This window comes from Ideonella sp. (genome assembly GCF_036277275.1).
Taxonomy (GTDB): Bacteria; Pseudomonadota; Gammaproteobacteria; order Burkholderiales; family Burkholderiaceae_C; genus Ideonella.
In genome coordinates this window covers 1-19,456 of sequence record NZ_DASUNH010000102.1, presented here as the reverse complement: position 1 = coordinate 19,456, position 19,456 = coordinate 1, and the positions used below count along the sequence as shown (strand labels likewise).

The 19,456-nt window shown below is 65.9% G+C and carries 9 protein-coding genes and 1 tRNA gene; 3 read left to right on the top strand and 7 right to left on the bottom strand.

The features are described 5' to 3' along the window. Positions 1-11: 11 nt before the first annotated feature. Together VFY73_RS16935 and VFY73_RS16930 are read right to left on the bottom strand one after the other, a co-directional pair. The gene (locus VFY73_RS16935) at positions 12-5,033 is read right to left on the bottom strand and encodes an Eco57I restriction-modification methylase domain-containing protein (protein WP_329720848.1); all 5,022 of its coding nucleotides are present in this window, start codon (positions 5,031-5,033) and stop codon (positions 12-14) included. A 44-nt stretch (positions 5,034-5,077) separates the two neighbouring features. Then, positions 5,078-7,975: a DEAD/DEAH box helicase gene (locus VFY73_RS16930; protein WP_329720846.1), complete on the bottom strand. Its 2,898-nt coding sequence runs from the start codon at positions 7,973-7,975 to the stop codon at positions 5,078-5,080. 1,171 nt (positions 7,976-9,146) lie between these two features. On the opposite strand from VFY73_RS16930, the gene VFY73_RS16925 reads away from it, so the two are divergent. Together VFY73_RS16925 and VFY73_RS16920 are read left to right on the top strand one after the other, a co-directional pair. Then, positions 9,147-10,553, top strand: a complete 1,407-nt coding sequence (locus VFY73_RS16925; RefSeq protein WP_329720844.1) for a phage integrase N-terminal domain-containing protein — start codon at positions 9,147-9,149, stop codon at positions 10,551-10,553. Positions 10,554-10,749: 196 nt separating this feature from the next. Beyond that, positions 10,750-11,874, top strand: coding sequence for a tyrosine-type recombinase/integrase (locus tag VFY73_RS16920; protein WP_329720842.1), 1,125 nt, complete (start codon positions 10,750-10,752; stop codon positions 11,872-11,874). A gap of 104 nt (positions 11,875-11,978) precedes the next feature. Here the strand turns inward: VFY73_RS16920 and VFY73_RS16915 are convergent. The 5 genes from VFY73_RS16915 to hemC form a co-directional block, all read right to left on the bottom strand. Further along, a tRNA-Arg gene (locus tag VFY73_RS16915) sits at positions 11,979-12,055 on the bottom strand. 66 nt (positions 12,056-12,121) lie between these two features. Then, complete coding sequence (locus VFY73_RS16910) at positions 12,122-13,369, bottom strand: heme biosynthesis HemY N-terminal domain-containing protein (protein ID WP_329720840.1); 1,248 nt, start codon at positions 13,367-13,369, stop codon at positions 12,122-12,124. Positions 13,370-13,373: 4 nt separating this feature from the next. After that, positions 13,374-14,447 carry a uroporphyrinogen-III C-methyltransferase gene (locus tag VFY73_RS16905; protein ID WP_329720838.1) on the bottom strand — a complete coding sequence of 358 codons (1,074 nt, stop codon included), beginning with the start codon at positions 14,445-14,447 and terminating at the stop codon, positions 13,374-13,376. Positions 14,448-14,668: 221 nt separating this feature from the next. Beyond that, a complete protein-coding gene (locus tag VFY73_RS16900; protein WP_329720836.1) occupies positions 14,669-15,472 on the bottom strand; it encodes a uroporphyrinogen-III synthase in 804 nt (267 codons plus the stop codon). Then, positions 15,469-16,431, bottom strand: a complete 963-nt coding sequence (gene hemC / locus VFY73_RS16895) for a hydroxymethylbilane synthase (RefSeq protein ID WP_329720834.1) — start codon at positions 16,429-16,431, stop codon at positions 15,469-15,471. The genes VFY73_RS16900 and hemC overlap by 4 nt, the downstream gene beginning before the upstream one ends. A gap of 102 nt (positions 16,432-16,533) precedes the next feature. On the opposite strand from hemC, the gene ppc reads away from it, so the two are divergent. After that, positions 16,534-19,365, top strand: coding sequence for a phosphoenolpyruvate carboxylase (ppc, locus tag VFY73_RS16890; RefSeq protein ID WP_414654479.1), 2,832 nt, complete (start codon positions 16,534-16,536; stop codon positions 19,363-19,365). Positions 19,366-19,456: the final 91 nt, after the last annotated feature.

Below are 19,456 nucleotides of genomic sequence, written 5' to 3'. Positions count from 1 at the left end.
CGTCTCAGCGGCTATCGTTGTGTAGTGACGGCCTCTGACGATGAGTCTGAAGCATTCGCGGCCGCACCTCGGGCAGCAAAGTGAGCCCAAGCAGTACGGTAGTCGGCTTCGCGGTCAGCCAACGCAAACGGAGCGACGTATTGAATGGTGCGGTCCACCGGGCCGCCAGGCAGCGTGTCGTCGCGGATGGGGCGTTCGATCACCGTGCCGTCAGGCACCTGGAACTGGCCGTCCTTGGGTTGCACGTCTTCCCAGCCAAGGCGGCGGGTGTCGCTTCGACCGTCCGGTGGGCGAATGGTGCACAGCTTGTCGTTGCGGCCAGCCTTGCGCGGCAGGCCCACGCCCACCAACCCTTTGCTGGCGGTGAAGACGATGCGCCCGCGAGCGTCGTACCAAGTGTCGCGCTCGTACTGACGCATCACCGGGAACTGAACCCGATAGATCGTCAACAGGTCGGCAAGCGTTAGCCCGAGTGCCATTGCGCAAATGACATCAAGCTCGACTAGCGCCTGCCGCCTAGCGAAGTCTGTTCGCAGTGCCGATCCGTGCTGCCAAGTTGAGGACAATCCCGCAAAGTGCCCATGCGGGAGGCGGCTGTCGTTCGAAGCCCACTTGGACACGCGATAACCGTCTGACCAAGATGAAAACCAAAGGTCCGAATACTGATTTGTGAGGCAATTGAGCATCAGCGTACGGATTGCTGCCTCGGGACCCACATCAACAATCGGCGTGAGAACAGCCGTAGCGTTCAAGAAATCTTTCTTGCCACTCACGCGAACAAAGAAATCAATCGGAAGCGATGCGCAGAGTCCCGCCAGATTTATCAGCGCTGCCCTTTCACGCACTACCATTGATACGACGCCGTGGATATGGGCGGCCCCTTTCGGAAGCAGGATTGGCCGGAGGGATCTCTCGTCTGCCGGATGCGCGCCACGACGAGTGGCAAGGCGCCAGTATTCGGTCGTTGGCAAAGCCGCTTCAGCTCCGTCTTCGATCCAAGTCACTCTTGGAGTTCTGAGCTGATAGGTTGCGGGGGAGCAAGCGGGGACAAAGTTGGTGCGCGAGATATAGTCTTCGGTTAGATTTTCCAGATCAAGCGGGTCGTAGTGACTGTTCTGCGTACAGACAGTTCTTGGCGTTTTATTTAGCGGGTTTGCAACGAAGAAATGCGGGCCCGAAAGCACAAATTCATTCAGTTTCTGAACGAAGCCAGTTCGCTTTATGATCGTGCCGTTCTTCTTCGCGTTTGTTTCATTCCAATGCTGCGTGAAGAAGATGTTTGGCCCGAAATCGCCAAGCCGCTTTGAAACCTTGGTCAGTGCTTGCAGCACCGCCAGCACGGCACCACCGTGAACTACGGGCAGCCTAGCTCTAGCGGCCGGGGTTCCTCGGGTATCGTACAGATTCGCGAAGACCTCCAGCGTCGTACTGTCAACACTAACTACTCGATCTGAGTGCCCCAGTACGCTCCAGTCCCCATCTTCTGACTTGATTCCCGGAAGCGCGCCACCTCCACTATGGGAATGACACGCCGCAATTGTTGCTGGTGAATACAGGTTTGCGATGTGCTGAAACCGCACATTGTCTTTCGGCTTGGAGTAGAGGTTGATGCTGAATTTCGTGTGGTGGTCGACCTCGGGAAACAGCATTAGCTCATTGGAGAACTGGAAGTGAGCTCTCAACCGTGGATAGATTGCAGCGCGTAGCGCCGCCGCCTTCGGGTCGTCATAGGGACCTTCCGGGTGCAACAGGCCTTGAACGCCGCTTCCTACTCGCCAGCACACAGGTAAAAAGCACTTGTAGAGATTGGCCTTTTGCCCCTCAAGCAGCGAGTAGTTTTGGCGCGCATTCAGGAAGGAAGCCAATCCTTCCATTGAAACGCACTCGGTGACGTACTCGAAGTATGCACCCTTCACCTGATCGAGAATCTCAGTCCGCTGATCCAGCGCGTCCTTTGCTCCCAGTGTACGAATGGCAAACCGTGGGTCAAAGTCGGAGAGAAGCGACTGCTCTTTCCACTCGACTTTGATCCAGGGTGGATTCCCAAGTAAGAGGTCAAAGCCATCTCGCGCTTTGAACTGATCGGCAAACTCCAGCTCCCAGTGAAAAAAGCGCTGGGCCTGCGTCACTCGCTGCGCGCATTTCAAGGTGGGCACTGCAGCGACCAATGCATCAATATCAACCTGGCCATAGCGGTCTCGCTCTGGGGTGAAGTCCAGCGTCGACTGAGGCAGGGTCTCCGGGAAAAAGTCCCCAGCTGGCGGCGCTACAGCAAGCGACGCATTTCCCAGAAGCAAGGTCTCCAGCACAAACCACCACTCCTCGCGCGTGGGCAGATGCGCGGCCTCGTCCAAAGGCCAGAACCACAACGCACACCATAGATCCATCGCAAGCCTCAGCCGTCTGTAGGGGCTGGCATTCTTCACCTGCTCCGACAGCATCTCTCGCTGGAAGGTGGCGTCCTTCTGGGCGGTGGTTGTAGGCGCGCGGTTGGGTGCCGGGTCGGGCCACACGTGCAACTCATCGCTCGTGGCCTTGCGCACGCGCGCCAACTCCAGCGCGTGCTGTTGCCACAGAGCTTCCGCTGCAACCGTTAGCGCCTTCACGCGGCGCACTTCGTCTGGGGAGAGCGGCGCGATGAAATCGGATCGCCATTTCTTGAAGGTCTCGAACGCCTTCGGCTCCAGCGCCTTGACCACCTTGTCGGTGCAGGTGGCCATACCCTCGGCCGGCAGCAGGAAGTGGAAGACATCGCTCTCGGCCGGCGATGCGGTCATCCCCACCGCCCGCGGCACGGCTGCGCGCCAGTCGCGTTCAGCCTTACCTTTCTCGCCACGGCCAGGTGTCAGCTGGGCGGCGCTGAACACGTCGCGCCGCGCGCCCACCAGGGAGTTGCCCGTGCGCAGCTGCATGCCGAACCAGGGCACGTGGCTGCCCTTGAAGATGGCGTTCAGCCACAGCGACACTTCGGCCAGTTCCACCGCCACCGGGTTCAGGTCCACGCCGAACACGTTGTTGTCAGCGATGAACATCTTCACCCGCTGCTTCTCTTCGGTGTACTGGTCGTGCGGGATGGTCTGGCCCAGTTCCTTCTGCTTGGCCTGCAGGTAGGCCTCGGCCAGTTGATTGATGGCCTCGTTCAAGAACGCCGCGCTGCCCATGGCGGGTTCGCAGACGGTGATCTTCAGAATGTCGTCGGCCGTCTTGCACGTGGCCAGCAGTTCCTTGAGCGCGTGCTCCACCAGGCACTTGGTCAGCACCTCGGGTGTGTAGTACGACGCCGACTTCTCCCGCGCCCGGCCAGCCAGGCGGTAGATGAAGGTGCCCTTCTTGTACTGGCGCGGCTCACCGCCGAACAGGCGTTCTGCGTCGGTGAACTGGTCGAGTTTGCTGGCGGGCACGAAGTAGGCCGCTTCCAGCGGGTCGACCTCGGCATCCTTCTTTTTCTCGGCCGCGGTGGGCACCGCGTCACTGGCGTCGTCTGCGCCGCCGGTCTCGTCGGTGTTGGTGTCGTCATCCCCAACTTCCGCGTCGTCACCAGCGCCATCGCCGTCATCGGCGGCGGGCTTGTCCTTCTTGCGCTTCGGGTCGGGCCGCACCTCGAACAGGTCATCTTCGGCAAAGAAGCCGCGAAAGGACAGCAGCGACTCGTACACCGCACCCAGTTGGTTGATGCCCAGGGTGCCGTAGCTGATGCGGCCCCGGCTGCCGCCCTTGCGGCCTGTCTTGCCGCTGCCCTCGCCGGACAGTGACATGAGCCGGATGACCCTCTGCAACACTCGATTGCGCAGCTTCACGCTGCCCAGCAGCGGCGTCTGCTTGGGGTCGAACAGGTGGCCCTGCAGCGGGGCGATGGTGAAGCCGGTGTCCAGGATCTGCTCGCCGCCGGCCAACAGTTCGTCTTGAATCACACCCTGGGCGCCGCGCTTGGGGAAGCCCTCCCAGATCAGGGTGAAGAGCTGCTTCAGGCTTTCGTGGAAGTAGGTGCCCTCCAGCGCCTCGGGCGTGGTGAGTGGCATCTGCTCCAACTCTCGCAGGTGCTCCAGGCTGTAGCCCTTCAGGTAGGACTCTGCGGTGATGGGCGCGTAGCCCAGGTCAGGCCGTGCCTCGATGTAGAAGAGAAACAGCAGCCGGTACATGTAGCGCAGACACTCGCGGCTGAGCTGGTCGGCCAGGTCGATGTCATTGCGGTCGAAGACCTTTTCCTTGGCCACCTCGCGCTTGTAGCGGATGGCCTCGTTGCCGATCTCTTCGATACAGGCGCGCAGCGCGTACTTCAGGTCCGTGGAGACTTCGAAGGCATGCTTGTGCGAGCTGTCGTCCAGCGTGTCCAGCAATGCGGTGCCGCCCGCGGCGGGCAGCACTGACTCAGCGCCTGCGAGCGCTGCAAACGCGCGGAACTGCTTGTCGTCACGCGGGCCGAAGAGTTCGGGCAGGTTGAAGCTGAGCAAGGCTTTGCGGCCCCACTTGCCGCGCTCGATGAGCAGCCAAGTCTCGTGGTGCACAAGAAGCACCCAGCGCGGCGGCGTGTCGTCACTGAACACGGCCTTGGTCAGCGTCTCTTCCCAGTCAGCCGCGCTCGGCTTGCCGTCGGCACCCAGAGGCTGGCACTGCAGCGGGTGGGCCTCGTCTTCACTGGGGGCCGTTGGGGGTGCCACGGCGGCTGCGATCACCAGCAGCGGGTGCGCCTTGGCATCGCGGTAAACCGCCAGCACCGGCAGGCCCTGGCCCTTGCCATCGGCTGACTCCAGTTCTTGCGGCGCGATTTCGTAGCCGATGGCTTGCAGCAGCGGCTGCACCAGGTCGATCAGCAGCGGCAGCCTGTCGGCGGCCTTGCGTTCGGAGACGAAGCGCTCGCGGGCGCGAAAGTAAGCCGCGCCGCCGGCCGTGCGCACGCGTGAGACGGGACTGGCAGCGCTTTGCTCCTTCCAGCGGTTGAACAGCGGCTTGAGATCGTTCTCGACGATCTCGTCCAGGTAGTGCTGGCTGTAGAACTCGTTGGTATTCTCGAGGCCGGTGATCGCGAAGGTCATGGTCGTTCGTGCCCGTTGCTGCCTATAGGTGTCGATTCAGGCGTTCAGGCGGTCAGCGCGGCCACGATGGTGAGCTGGGCGCGATCGTCCAGCTCCAGCGTGTCCTTGATCCACTGCTGGTAGTTCTTGAAGAGGTCGGCGGTGTCGTTCTCGCGCTGCTTGCGGCGCGCCGCATTCACCTGCTCGATGCCTTTGGCAAAGTCCAGCTCCAGCTGCGCGAAGTGCTTGTGCTGCAGCGTCTTGAGCTTGTCCAGCTCGCGACCCAGGCGCGCGCGGCAGTCGGCATCAAATGCCTGCTTGATGGGCTTGAGGTGGCGCTCGGCCATCTGCACCACGGCCGGCAGCGCGGCCTGGATGTGTGCCATTGGCACGGCCTGGCCGTCGTTGGCCAAGGCGCTGCTGCCGAAGCCGGTGCGTTGCATCACCTCCTTCAGCGAAAGCACTGCCTGGGGTTGGCCGTCCTTCCCAAGGTGCACGCCCATCCACTGGGTGAGCATGGTCTGGCCGCGTCGGTTGGGCGCCTGGCCCAGCACGACGATGATGGCCTCGCCAGGTGCAACGCCTTGCTGGACACGGATGACCGGGGCGCGCTGGCGGCCGAACAGGGCCATGAGCTTGTAGTCCAACCACTGGCAGATGGGGTGCAGCGGCCACAGGTAGTGCACCTGCGGCCAGGTGTTGGCGTCGCGGGCTTGCTGAATGGCAGCGTCGACCAGCACCTTGTCGGCGCTGAGAGCGAACTGGTTGTCGGTAGGCCACATCTCGCTGGCCAGTTCGCGCTTGAGCAGCGGCGCCAAGTCACTGCTGGGCTGGAAGCTGAGCGTTCGCTTGGCGTCGTCGCTCTGCACCGGGTTGTACTCGCGGGGCGAGGCTTTGCGCAGCCAGGTGAGCGCGTCGCGCACGTAGGTGTAGTCGTCGCCGAACAGGCTGGTGACGGAGCCTGTGGGGGCGGATGTGGGCGCCGGTGCAAGGGGGCTGGGCGTGTTGTGCGCGCCAGCGGCCACCGCTTCGTTCGCTTCGGGCGCAGTGCCGGCCTGGGCGGCACCCCACAGGGCCTCGAAAGGGTCCACGTCACCCTGGGCCAGCTGCGCGGCAAACGCCTCTGCGGTGGTGTTCGACTCCATCGTGGCGGCCACCTTGGCAACCTCCAGCTCCTCGTCGTAGAGGCCCATGAAGGCCGAAGGGTCGCCAATGTTCTTGGCTGCCTGCTCGTCCTTGTCGATCAGGATTTCCAGGTAGCGCAGGTCGCCCCGGATGCGCTCGTGCTGAGGCACGGTCAGCATGTAGCCGATCTGGGGCACCTTGATCTGGCCGTAACGGTCGACGCGGCCGTTGCGCTGCTGGAAGACCATCAGCGACCAGGAGATGTCGAAGTGGATGAGCCGGTGCGACTGGTAGTGCAGATTCAAGCCTTCTGACGCCACGTCCGAAGCGATCAACAGGCGCAGCGGCGTGTGAGCACTGCCGAACGCCTTGACCGTGTTCTGGATGTCCACGTCGGGCATCTGGCCGTGCAGAACAGCCACGGCTTCGGCCGACAGGCCCAGAGCCTTGGTCAGCTCGGTCTGCAGAAACTTGAGCGTCTCAATGCGCTCGGTGAAGATCACCAGGCGATCGGTGGGATCGCCGCCGTTCCACTTCCAGTGCTTGCCGCCGCGAAGTTGTTCTAGGAGGTGCTGGAACTTGCTGAACTGCGCCGGGCCGATGGCCGCCACCAGCTCTTGCAATTGGCTGAGGGAGGCGATGTCCGGGTGGCCAGTGTCTTTGGCTTGAAGCTTTCGCAGGCGCTCCTTCAGCGTCTGCAGGCAGGCCGCGGGGGACGAGAACAGCGCCTTCTCCAGCGTGGTGCGGAAGAGCATCGCTCCTTCGCGCTGCTGACCTGCGTCGGAGGCCAGCTTCAGGTCACCCAGGCAGTTGAAGACCGCATTCTCAGTAGCGCTGGCGGGGCTTTGCAGGCGATGCACCTCGCGCTCAGGAAAGTCCTGGCGCATCTGCTCTTTCACATCCTTCTTGAATCGGCGCACGAACAGGTGCGCCACGTCGTCGCGGGTGTAGTCGGCACCGGCGGGAAGCACAGTCGGATCCAGCATCCGCATCAGGCTGGCGAAGCTGTCGCGCTTGCCGTTGTGCGGCGTGGCGGTCAGCAGCACCAGCGCGTCTGAGCGCGTGGCCAGCAGGCCGGCGAGGCGGTTGCTTTGCGTGCGGTTGCCCTTGTAGGACACGTTGTGGGCCTCATCAATAATGATGAGATCCCACCAGGCCTTCTCCAGGTAGTGTCTGTACTCGCTGTCGCGCTTGAGGGTGTCGACCGAGATGATCGTGCGGTCGAAGTAGTTGAACGGGTTGTGGTTGGAGGGGATCTCACGCCGGATGCGTTGAATGCCCGCCGAATCGAGCCTGGTCAACGCGATGGTGAAACGGTTCCAGAACTCCTGCTGGAACTGCAGCATCATCGATTTGGTGGTGACGACCAGCACCCGGCGGGCCTTGCCCCTGCGCATCAGTTCGGCGGTCAGGATGCCGGCTTCCAAGGTCTTGCCCAGGCCGACGGTGTCGGCGATCAAAAGGCGGGGGCGGAGCTGGCGCAGCACTTGGTGCGCAGGCACCAACTGGAATGGAAGGGCATCCATCACCGCCCGCTGGCCCTGGACGACGGCGTCAACCTGGAGGGCCGACTGCCGAAGCTTGGACTCGAAGTACAGGCGTGAGGCGATGAAGCTGGGGGACTCGTCGAACACCAGCTCGGTCTTGGCCGGGTCGATGAGGGTCACGTCCTCCAGCTGCGACAGGAACAGCGCCCTGTGGTTGCGGACGGTCTCGGAGATGCCGATGCAACTGAGCTGCCAGCCGCCGAGCTGGCAGGCATCGGCGTTTTGGACGATCCATTCCTCGTCGCGAATCAGTGCCCGCGCGCCGGGCGCCGGGGCTTGCTGCAACTCCATCTTTCTTGTGCTCCCGCATTGGCACCCGCCCTCAAGCCGGCTCAGCGTTTACATTTTGACTTGCGTGAACGTGTGCTCCGGCGAAGGAGTTGGCTTTTTGTGCCAACCCGGGGTTAGCCCTCAGTGGAAGGATTGTCCGAGCACCGGGCGAATCCCACAACCCGAGCAGCCTTCCAGCAATGTAGGGCTCAAGAAGGCCGAGCAGGTCAACGACGCCAACTGCTGCGAAACCGTCGCGCGCGGGCTCCATTCGGTCACGGGAACGCGGTGGAATACGACACGAACACAGCCGTGCCGCATCCTCTTCTACCCTCGCGGAGAAAGGCCCTCTTGAGGACCTCCTGAGGGCCTCTCAAGAGGCCCTTTCGATGATTCGGTGCGCGCCTGCGGATCACCTTAGGTCCTCACAAGCGGCCCTTCCTTAGGCAAGCGAAAGCTCTCGAAAACTGGAGGCATGTAGCAGGGCTGTCAATTGCGAGAGAAGGCTCGCCTATCGCAAGGGTGAAGCCTGCTATCGCTTGCTAACAGCTGAGTTTGAACTCGCAAGCCTGCCCTCTCCGTCGCGAGGAAGAGCATCGACAACGAACGATTCCCTCCGGATTCCCCATTTCGATTTCAGCTGCGAAAAATTTGTTGTTACAGGCACAGATCACTTGTCCGCCCGACGCCAAGTGCACAGGCGACAGATTTTTCGCCCTCTTGACGAAACCCCGCACCTCGCGGTCAACTTCGTTCCGAGTTGTGCGTGCCTGCCGCCGGATGTCGCATCCATCGCAGGCTGGAGTTCCGGCAACCAAAAGCCGGCGTTCGCAGTCGAGACCTGCACCTGAATTGCGCGGCGCCCGTCGTCGAGCAGGCCGTCAACGAGCGGCAAAGCATTCACAAGCCAGCGTCGACCTGACCGACGCGCTGCTTCGAGCGGCTTCTACAGAAACATCGAAGCATCCCGCCGCACTCCCCGAGCGCGGCACCCTAGAACAACTCCGCGTCACGTCGCTCGCCCTTGAGGCAGTCGCGCCGAGCGTGCTCGTCGTCGAGCCCGCAGCGTAGACCCAAGACGTGACCCCCGCCCTTCCCGTTCGCAGGGAAGGCTTCCGGCGGCGGCAGCGGAGGCCAGACGCACCCCATCTATCAAGCGCAACCCGACGAGGTCGCGCGGCGCACTCCCGAAGTGCGCCTGGCCCTGCAGCGCGGAAACGCGCGGCGCGGACCCAGGGGATTAGTTCTTTACGACCGCGAGGCAGCCCTGCGCGCTGTCACCTGGAAGCACGCCGCGACGCTGGAGGTCGGTCGCCGCGTGAACGGCTCGACCTCCGCCGACCACGCCACCTGGCGCATGACGTGGTCGCCTTCGCTGCGCCACCACCCGGTCGCCCTGACTCAAGCGGCCGATCTCATAAAGGAGGGCTGTATGCCCGCGAGAGTCCACGACCACGAATCATCGAACCACCTTCGTCGCGATGCCAACGCAGCGCGTCGCGCTATGCCTCGGACGCCCGAGGAAGTACTGGCTTTCCTGCCCCACGGAACGAGCGACTGGAGGTCCGTGCTCGCTGCGTTGCTCAAGCTGCACAACGGTAAGCACAGCACCAAGGACAAGGGCGTCTCGTTCAAGACGATGGCGGATCGCCAGCGCTTCTACTTCGGCTTTTTCGCGGAACTGCGTCGCGAGACGCGCTTCAAGATCGACCCACGCCAACTTCGAGGCAAGCACGTCGAGGCGATGGTCGAACGATGGGTCGAGCGGGGCCTCTCGACCGCCACGATCCACAACTACCTCAGCTTCCTCCGCACCTTCGCCGAGTGGCTCGGCAAGTGCGGCATGGTTCGTGAGCCCGCGTTCTACGTCGGGTCAGAATCGCCTCACGCTCACCGGCACCAGATCGCCACCGTGGACCAGAGCTGGTCCACCCACGGCGTCGACATCGAGGCAACGATTCAGAAGGTCGCGCAGGTCGACAGCTGGGTGGGGCTGCAACTGGAGCTCTGCCACAGGTTCGGCTTGCGGCCGAAGGAGGCGCGGCACTTCCGGCCGCACGAGGCGGAGCGGACTCGGGCGCAAGCCCTGCCCGCTGACGCCGAGGCGCATCCCGAGTGCGACACCTTCGTTCGGTTGCTGCAGGGCACGAAAGGCGGGCGTCTGCGGGACGTGCCCGTGACGACGGACGAGCAACGCGAATTGCTCGCGCGCCTGAAGCGCCTCGTGCCGCCCGGCGGCTACGTTGGCCGCGCCAACAAGACGGCGCTTCAGAACCAGCACCGCTTCTACTACGTGGTCCGGCGGTTGGGCATCAGCAAGAAGGTCATGGGCGTCGTCGCGCATGGCCTTCGGCACCAACTGGCCAACGACCTCTTCGAAGAGCACGCCGGCGTGGCTTCGCCGGTGCGCGGCGGCGACGTGCCGACAGAGGCCATGGCCAGCACACGCTACCGCGTCTCGCGCCTGCTGGGCCATGCCCGCGAGCGCGCGGCCGCGTTCTACATCGGCTCCCGCCGGAACGTGTCCGCCGCCAAAAAGAAGGGCGATGACGACGACGGCGGCAACGACCAGGGTGGCGCGCCATGCAGCCCCGCTTGATCCGCCATCGCGACGCACCGGGCTACCTCGGCGTGGACCGCAACCGCTTCGACGCCGAGATCCGCCCTGCTCTCACCGAGATCCCGATCGGCAGCCGCTGCATCGCCTTCGACCGCATCGAGCTGGACGAATGGGTCGACGCGTATATTCGTGCGCGAGGGCGCCCGAGTCGCAACACGACGAAAGGAGCAGTTCCATGCGAACTCGGACACCAGGCATCCTCTGCGATCGAGCGAACAAGCGAACGGTCAACAAGGAATACAAGGGCGAGCGCATCTTTGCCCGCCTCGGACGCGTCAGCCAGGACGACGCCGAGACGTGGCTCAGGGCGCGGCAGGCCGAAGTCGATACCCGACGCGAAGACGAACTTCGAAAGGGCGATGAGCAGCTGTTCGCAGCTGCTGCACAGAAGTACCTGACGGAGTGCAAGCAGCGGGAGATCCGGACGCTGGATCTCGTCGCCGGCCACGTGAACCTGCTGCTGCCGCACATCGGGCGGCTGGCCCTGCGGGACGTCTGCAACGACGCCCTGGAGGGTTTCAAGAAGCAGCGCGTGGCCGACGGGGTGAAGGCGTCGACGATCAACCACAGCCTGGAAGTCGTCCGCACGGTGCTCAACCGGGCGGCGCGCGTCTGGCGGACCGATGGCAAGCCGTGGCTCGCCACGCCGCCGTTGATCGAGATGCTCGACGAACGAGCGCAGAGAAGGCTGCCCTATCCGATCACCTGGTCGGAGCAGGCAGCGTTGATGAAGCACCTGCCGGCGCACTTGCAGCGCATGGTGCTCTTCGCGGTCAACTGCGGCGCGCGCGACGAGAACGTGTGCAAGCTGCGGTGGGCGTGGGAGCGCAAGGTGCCGGAGATGAAGCGCAGTGTCTTCGTGGTCCCTGCGGCGGACTTCAAGTCGGGACGGCCTCACGTCCTGGTGCTGAACGACGTGGCGTGGCGGGTTGTCGAAGAGTGCCGCGGGCAGCACGACGAGTTCGTGTTCGTCTGGCGTCGGGAACGTGTGAAGAACATCGACGAGGAGCCGGTCATGCCGTACCGGCCGATCGACACGATGAACAACAACGGGTTCCAGAAGGCCAGGCGAGCCGCCGGGCTCGAACGTGTGCGCGTACACGACCTGCGTCACACCTTCGGCCAGCGGCTGCGGGACGCCGGCGTGGCAGAGGAAGACCGGGCCTTGTTGCTGGGGCATGCCATCGCCGGCATGCCGCAGCACTACGCCACCGCCACCATCGCGCGCCTGGTGGAGGCGGCCAACAAGGCGAACGAGACGCGCGACCGGACCACGCTGCTGCGCGTGGTCAACGGGTAGACGTTAAGTAGGAAGGTCGCGCGCGAGTCGCGCAAAAGTCGCGCAGGCAAAGAAAAACGGGCTAGCCCTTTCGGAGCTAACCCGTTGATCCATTTCTTGTTTTTTGGCGCGGCTGGCAGGATTCGAACCCACGACCCCTTGGTTCGTAGCCAAGTACTCTATCCAACTGAGCTACAGCCGCTGAGCCTCGCAGTATAGCACGGGTTTTTCGTTTGTCTCAACTTTCGGTGTGCAGTGCACGGCATGATCAGTCGATTGCAGCCGCACGCTGGTCGTAGCTGTGGGCATGTTCTTCGTGCCCTTCTTCGCGCGCGATGGCGGCCAGGCAACGCAAGGCTTGGCGGCGCACCGGCGGCGGCAGGGTGGACGCCGACGCGGTCTGTTCCAGCGGCCGGCGCGCCTTGCCCCAAAGCTGCCGGTCAGCGAAGGCCATGCCGGCCGCCGCCACCAACGCGGGCTCGTGGCCATGCACTGACAGTGCCGCTTCGATGCGAGGCAGCCAGTCGCTGCCGACACCCGGTGCGCAATCGACCAGCGCCAACGCGAGCTCACGCCGGTCGTCCGCGCCGGCGGTGGCGATCGCATCCCATGACGGTTGCAGCCAGGTGCGGCCCTGCGCCGCGTGGCCCATCGACTGTGCGCGGCGGGCCGCCCGCGCCACGACGAACGCGTCGCGACGATCGTCGGCATCGAGGTTGGACCAAACGCGGCGCAGCTGGTCAAGATCGAAGGCCTGATCGATCGCCTCGATCGCCAACGACCGCAGCAGCGACTGCGCGGCCGGTGCCGAGAACCCCTGGTGCTTGGCCAGCAGGCGCGCCGTCTGCAATGCATCCAAGGGCCGACGCTGTTGGCGGGCCGCCTGCAGCTTCAAGCGCAACGCCTGCGTGCGGCGCGCCACACCGGGCGGCAGCTCAGCCAGCAGGGCCAGTCCGCGTTCGGCGTCACGGTCTTCCAGCGCCCACTCGGCGCTCAGCAGCTGCAGCCCGTCGAATGCGGTGCTGCTGCCGATGCGGCCACGCACCAGGGCCAGCGCCGCGTTGACGCGTTCGTCGCGGGCACGCTTGTCCTGCAGGCGGTGCAGGCCGGCGGCGGCCACCATCTCGGCCAGCACGGTGAACTGCAGGTCTCCACGCAGGCCGTTGCTCAACGACTGCAGATCCAGTGCACGCTGCGCAGCACGCTGCGCGCGCGCATAACGCGCGGCGAACAACTCGGCCAGCGCCTCGCGCAACGCGGCGCCTGCGGCGCGCTCGCGCTTCTGCTCGCGCCACTCGCGTGCGCGGGTCGGCAGGCTCAGCAGCGACTGGGCCGCCTGCAGGCCGGCGAAGACGATGAAGACCACCGCCAGCAGGATCAGAAGGAACAGGTTGAGCGAAAAGTCGACCCGCCAGGTGCCGTAGAACACCGACACCAGCGCATCGTTGCGGCCCAGCACCGTGGCGGTGACCACCGCCGCGGTGAACAGCAATACCAGCCAGATGACGGAACGCATGCGGCTAGCGGCCGGCCGAGGCCGCAGCCAACGCGGCCAACGTCTCGTCGGGCCGGGGCAGGTTGACCTGACGCGTCTGCGAAGCCACCTGGCGCAGCAGCTCTGCCGTCGTGTTGACGCGGCGCGAGCTGCGGTCGAAATAGCGCTCCAGCGAAGCCTGGGCTTGAGCCAGGTCGCTTTGGGCCTGGTCGAACTGGCGCGACAACAACGCCAGCCGTGCATTCAGAAGGCGCAGCTTCAGGTTCTCGCGCAGGAAGTAGGCCTGCTCAGGCGCCACCAGCATCGCCTCGGGCTGGTCGATGCGCGTCACTCGCACCAGCGAACGCACCTCGGCCCAGGCCTCCCTGGCCACGCGCTGCCAAGCCTGGTCGAGCATGCCGAGCCAGTCTTCTGCCTGGCGGCGCACGGCCGACGCCGAGGGATCACGCGGTGGTGCCGACGCAGCAGCCGGCGCGGGGACCGCCACCTTGCGCTCGGGGTTGACCAGCATCGGCAGCTCGTCGACCTGGCGCACCGCCTCGTCGAGCTTGATCGACAAGCTGGGCACATCGGCCACGGTGACAGCCCGGACACGGTCGAGATCACGCGCGACGGCGCGGCGCACCCGTTCGAGCCGCGGCTGGTTGTAGCGCGCCAGCCGTTCGTCGGCCTGGCGCAGCACAGCCACCATCGGCTCGGCGCTGCCGGTGATGGCCGACTGCTGTTGCGCCACGCGCAGGCCTGCCTCGACATCGGCCAGCACGTTTTCATCGCGCGAGCGCGACAGCGATTGAATCAGCTCTTCGACCTGGGTGCGCTGCAGTGCAGATTCCGCCACGCGGGCCTCGACCAGCGCGAGCTTCGCCGCAACATCGGCTGCGGCGTCGTGCGCCTGGCGGGCCAGCAGACGGGCCTCGGTGGACTGGTCCTGGCTGCTCTGCTGGCGGCGAACCAGCTCTTGCTCGAGCGACTTGACGCGCTGCTGGGTGCTCCAGACGAGCGACAGGCTGGCCACGCTGAGCACGGTCAGCGCCAGTGCACCCAGCGGCCACATCAGGCCGCGCGCGGGCGATGGCGCCACGCTTGCCGGGCTGGGCATGGCAGGCGGTGCAGGTGCCGCGGACACCGGTTCAGCGGCGTTGGGCGCCGAGGAAGACGAGGGCAATTCAGGGGCGTTCACGGGTGCGCGGATTGTATCGACGGGCCTTGTTCACCAGCGGTGCGCGCGGCTTCCGCGCCACAGTGTCCCGCCTGGGCGAGGGCCGTGGCTGTCAACGAAGGGTGACAACCCTCGCCATCTGAAAGCCGGAAGCGGAAAGCCTAGGCAGGCAGCGTGCCCAGCGCCTGGGTGACCGCTTCGGGCGTTGGCTTCACTTCGAGCACCCGGCCAAACCCCAGCGCCCGGGCGCGTTCCGCGATGCGGGGGTGCGAGGCCAGCGCCAATGCGGCCTGCCAGTCGGCAGCAGGCGCCAGGGCCGGCAAATGGTCGATCGACTCCGAGCTGCTCAACAACCAGGCAAAGGCGGCCGGCTGCGCGAGCGCTTGCTTCAGCAGCGCCTGCTCGTCGGCACTCAGGCGGGGCGCAGCGCGGGCATAGGACTGGACAAACCCGACGCGGGCGCCGGCAGCGCGCAATTGGGCGGCGAGCCAATCGCGCCCGCCGTCGCCACGAACGATGCCCACGCGTTGGCCGGCCCAGTCACGCCGGGGTTCGAGTACGGCCCACAGGGCTTCGGAATCGAACTGCGTCGCATCTTCCGGCGGCGCCACGATCAGCTCGGCCGGCACGTCCGCCGCGCGCAGTGCCGCCACGGTGCCCGGCCCGGTGGCCGCCGCCAGCGTGCCGGCGGGCCAACGCCAGCCGGCTGGCAAGACCTCGAACAGGCCGGTCGCCGCGTTCGGGCTGACGAACATCACCAGCGCCGCCGGCTGGAACGGCCCCCCTGCCGCCAGCGCGGCGAACCACAGGCGCAATGCCGCCGGATCGGGCGCCGGGTCGATCTCGATCAAGGGCAGCAACTCGGCCCGCGCGCCCAAGGCGCGCAACCGCTGCTGCCAGACCACCCCCTGTGCCCGCGGGCGCGTGACCAGCGCGCAGCGGGCCGGCGCGGTGCGGTCGTTCATCCGCCCAGATGGGCCAGGTAACGCGCCGCGCCGGACTCGCGCAGCCGCGCAGCGGCCAGCCGGCCCAGGGCCTCGGCCGCTTCGGTGTCGGCCACTTCGGCCTGGACTTCGGCCTTGAGCAGCGGCAGCAAGGTGTTCTCGCCATCACCCAGCGCCACCGCCAGGTGCAACTGGCCTGGCGTGGGCCAGGTGGCGTGGGCGGCCAGCGGGACAGAGCAGCTGCCGCCGAGCGAGCGCGACACCGCGCGTTCGGCATGCGTGGCCAGCCAGGTGGGCCGATGGCTCAGCCGCGCCAGGGCCTGCTGCAACGATTCATCGTCTTCGCGCACCTCCAACCCCAGCGCCCCCTGCCCGGCCGCAGGAATCATCTGGGCCACATCGAACAGCGCACGGATGCGGCTCGCCAGGCCCAGGCGCTTCAGCCCGGCCGCGGCCAGCACGATGGCGTCGTAGCCGCCTTCGTCGAGCTTGCGCAGCCGGGTGTCGAGGTTGCCGCGCAAGGGCTCGATGCGCAGGTCGGGCCGCTGCGCCTTCAACTGCACGACACGGCGCAGGCTGGAGGTGCCGACGCAGGCCCCCTGCGGCAGCGCGGCCAACTGGTCGTATTGGTTCGAAACGAACGCATCGCGCGGGTCTTCACGCTCGAGGATCGCTGCCAGCGCGAAACCGGGCGGCAGGTCCATCGGCACGTCTTTCAACGAGTGCACCGCCAGGCGGGCCTGGCCGTTTTCGAGCGCGGTTTCGAGCTCCTTGACGAACAGGCCCTTGCCGCCCACTTTGGACAGGCTGCGGTCGAGGATCTGGTCACCGCGTGTCGTCATGCCCAGCAACTGGGCGCGCAGGCCCAGCTCGGCGGCGAGGCGGTCGCGCACATGCTCGGCCTGCCACAGCGCGAGCCGGCTTTCGCGTGTGGCAATGACAACGTCGGTCGCGGCGGTGGAGGTGTTGTCTGCAGACATGGGTGAATTATCGCCAGCCGCTCGACCCCGGCCAGGACGTAACCATCGAAGAAGCCTGCTACGATCGCGCAGTGGTAATTTAGTTACCCATTTGGAGACCACATGCCCCGCGCCGCCCGCACGACCGCCCCCTCTTCAACCTCTGCACCAAAATCGCGCAAGTCTGCAGTGGTGCCGAACGCCAAGAGCGACGCCGCCGAAAAGAACAAGCCCTTGATGGAGGATATCCGGTTACTCGGCCGGATCCTCGGCGACGTGATCCGCGAGCAGGAGGGCCGGGCAGCGTTCGAGCTGATCGAGCGGGTGAGGCAACTCTCGGTGGCCTACCGGCTGAAAAAGGACGCTTCGGCGGGCCGGGTGCTCGACCGGCTGCTGAAGAACCTGTCGGCCGACCAGACGGTCAGCGTGATCCGCGCCTTCAGCTACTTCTCTCACCTGGCCAACATCGCCGAAGACCGCCACCACGTGCGACGGCGCATGCACCACGAAGCCGAGGGCCATCTGCAAGAGGGCTCGCTGGCCTTCTGCTTCGAGCGCCTGGCGCGGGCCGACCACCGCGGCGCCGACATCGCGGCGATGCTGGAGCGGGCCTACATCTCGCCGGTGCTGACGGCCCACCCGACCGAGGTGCAGCGCACCAGCATCCTCGATGCCGAACGCAGCATCGCTGTGTTGATCACCCAGCGCGACGAGTTGCGCAGCGAGCGCGACCGGCAAGAGAACGAGCAGTTGATCCGCGCCCGCGTCACCCAGCTGTGGCAGACACGCATGCTGCGCTACGCCAAGCTGCGTGTGTCCGACGAGATCGAGAACGCGCTGTCGTATTACCACGCCACCTTCCTGCGCCAGATCCCGCGCATGTACCGCGAGATCGAGCAGGCCCTGCCCGGCCATGCGGTGCCACCGTTCTTCCGCATGGGCCACTGGATCGGCGGCGACCGTGACGGCAACCCCAACGTGACCGCCGAGACGCTGAACCTGGCGCTGTCGCGCCAGGCCGAGACCGCGCTGCGCCACTACCTGACCGAAGTCCACTCGCTCGGTGCCGAGCTGTCGATGTCTGCCATGCTCGCACCGGTTCCGCCCGAAATGCAGGCACTGGCCGAACGCTCGCCCGACAAGAACCCGCATCGTGAAGACGAACCCTACCGCCGCGCGCTGATCGGCGTCTACGCGCGCCTGGCCGCGACGCTGCACGAGCTCACCGGCACCGAGGCCCTGCGCCATGCCGTGGCGCCGCAGAACCCCTATGCGACGGCCGAGGAGTTCGCTGCCGACCTGGAGGTGATCGAACGATCGCTGCGCTTCCACCACGCCGAAGCGCTGGTCGCGCCGCGCCTGGCGCCGCTGCAGCGTGCGGTGCAGGTGTTCGGTTTCCATCTCGCCACCGTCGACCTGCGCCAGAGCTCCGACCAGCACGAGCTGGTGGTCGCCGAGCTGCTGCGCATCGCGCGCATCGAGCCCGACTACGCTGCCCTGCCGGAGGACGAGCGCCGCGCGCTGCTGCTGCGCCTGCTCGACGACGCGCGCAGCCTGCGTGTGCGCGGCGCCGACTATTCGCCGCTGACGCAAGGCGAGCTGGCCATCTTCGAAGCCGCTGCGGTGGGCCGCGCGCGCTTCGGCGCCCATGCGATCCGCCACTACATCATCTCGCACACCGAAACGGTGAGCGACCTGCTCGAGGTGCTGTTGCTGCAGAAGGAAACCGGGCTCTTGCAGGGCACTCTGAACGACCACGGCCGCGCCGCGCTGATCGTGGTGCCCTTGTTCGAGACCATCGCCGACCTGCGCAACGCGGTGGAAATCATGCGCGAGTTCTACGCCCTGCCGGGCATCACCGCGCTGGTGGCACGCGGCGGCGGCGAGCAGGACGTGATGCTGGGCTATTCGGACAGCAACAAGGACGGCGGCTTCTTCACCAGCAACTGGGAGCTGTACCGCGCCGAGATCGCGCTGGTCGAGATGTTCGATGCGCTCGAAGCCGAGCACAACATCAGGCTGCGCCTGTTCCACGGCCGCGGCGGCACCGTCGGGCGCGGCGGTGGCCCCAGCTACCAGGCGATCCTCGCGCAACCGCCCGGCACGGTAAAAGGCCAGATCCGGCTGACCGAACAGGGCGAGGTGATCGCGTCGAAATACGCCCACCCCGAGATCGGCCGGCGCAACCTCGAAACCCTCGTCGCGGCGACGCTCGAAGCCAGCCTGCTGCACCCGACCAAGGCCGCGCCGAAGGCCTTCCTCGAAGCGGCCGAAACGCTGAGCCAGGCCAGCATGGCGGCCTACCGTCACCTGGTCTACGACACCGAAGGCTTCACCGACTACTTCTTCGCCGCCACGCCGATCCGCGAGATCGCCGAGCTGAACATCGGCTCGCGCCCCGCATCGCGCAAGGCCACGCGGGCGATCGAGGACCTGCGTGCGATCCCCTGGGGCTTCTCATGGGGCCAATGCCGCGTCGCGCTGCCGGGCTGGTGCGGCTTCGGCTCCGCGGTCGAGGCCTTCCTCGGTGAAGGTTCGGGCCGCACCGGCCGGCTCGAGCTGCTGCAGCGCATGCACAAGCAATGGCCGTTCTTCCGCACGCTGCTGTCGAACCTGGACATGGTGCTGGCCAAGAGCGACGTGCGCATCGCGCAGCGCTATGTCGAGCTGGTCGAGGACAAGCGGCTGGGCAAGCGCATCTTTGCCGCGATCCGGACCGAGTGGGACAAGACCCACGACGCGCTGGCGCTGATCACCGGCGAAGGCGAACGGCTGCAAAGCAACCCGGCATTGGCGCGCTCGATCGAACACCGCTTCCCCTACCTCGACCCGCTGAACCACCTGCAGGTCGACCTGCTGCGGCGCCGCCGGGGTGGCGACGAGCACGAGCTCGTGCAGCGGGGCATCCACCTGACCATCAACGGCCTGGCGACGGGGCTGCGCAACAGCGGGTAGCGGACCGGGCCCGAGCCCGCCCGGCGACGCCGGGGGGAGCGTCGGCGGGACGGGCTCAGGCGACCGAGCGGCGGGCCCCGTCGGAGGCGGC

What these genes read in the sequence shown, in the direction of transcription:
- VFY73_RS16935 (WP_329720848.1), bottom strand. Translation starts at nt 5,033, where the DNA reads ATGACCTTCGCGATCACCGGCCTCGAGAATACCAACGAGTTCTACAGC.
- VFY73_RS16930 (WP_329720846.1), bottom strand. Translation starts at nt 7,975, where the DNA reads ATGGAGTTGCAGCAAGCCCCGGCGCCCGGCGCGCGGGCACTGATTCGC.
- VFY73_RS16920 (WP_329720842.1), top strand. Translation starts at nt 10,750, where the DNA reads ATGCGAACTCGGACACCAGGCATCCTCTGCGATCGAGCGAACAAGCGA.
- VFY73_RS16910 (WP_329720840.1), bottom strand. Translation starts at nt 13,369, where the DNA reads ATGCGTTCCGTCATCTGGCTGGTATTGCTGTTCACCGCGGCGGTGGTC.
- VFY73_RS16905 (WP_329720838.1), bottom strand. Translation starts at nt 14,447, where the DNA reads ATGCCCAGCCCGGCAAGCGTGGCGCCATCGCCCGCGCGCGGCCTGATG.
- VFY73_RS16900 (WP_329720836.1), bottom strand. Translation starts at nt 15,472, where the DNA reads ATGAACGACCGCACCGCGCCGGCCCGCTGCGCGCTGGTCACGCGCCCG.
- hemC (WP_329720834.1), bottom strand. Translation starts at nt 16,431, where the DNA reads ATGTCTGCAGACAACACCTCCACCGCCGCGACCGACGTTGTCATTGCC.
- ppc (WP_414654479.1), top strand. Translation starts at nt 16,534, where the DNA reads ATGCCCCGCGCCGCCCGCACGACCGCCCCCTCTTCAACCTCTGCACCA.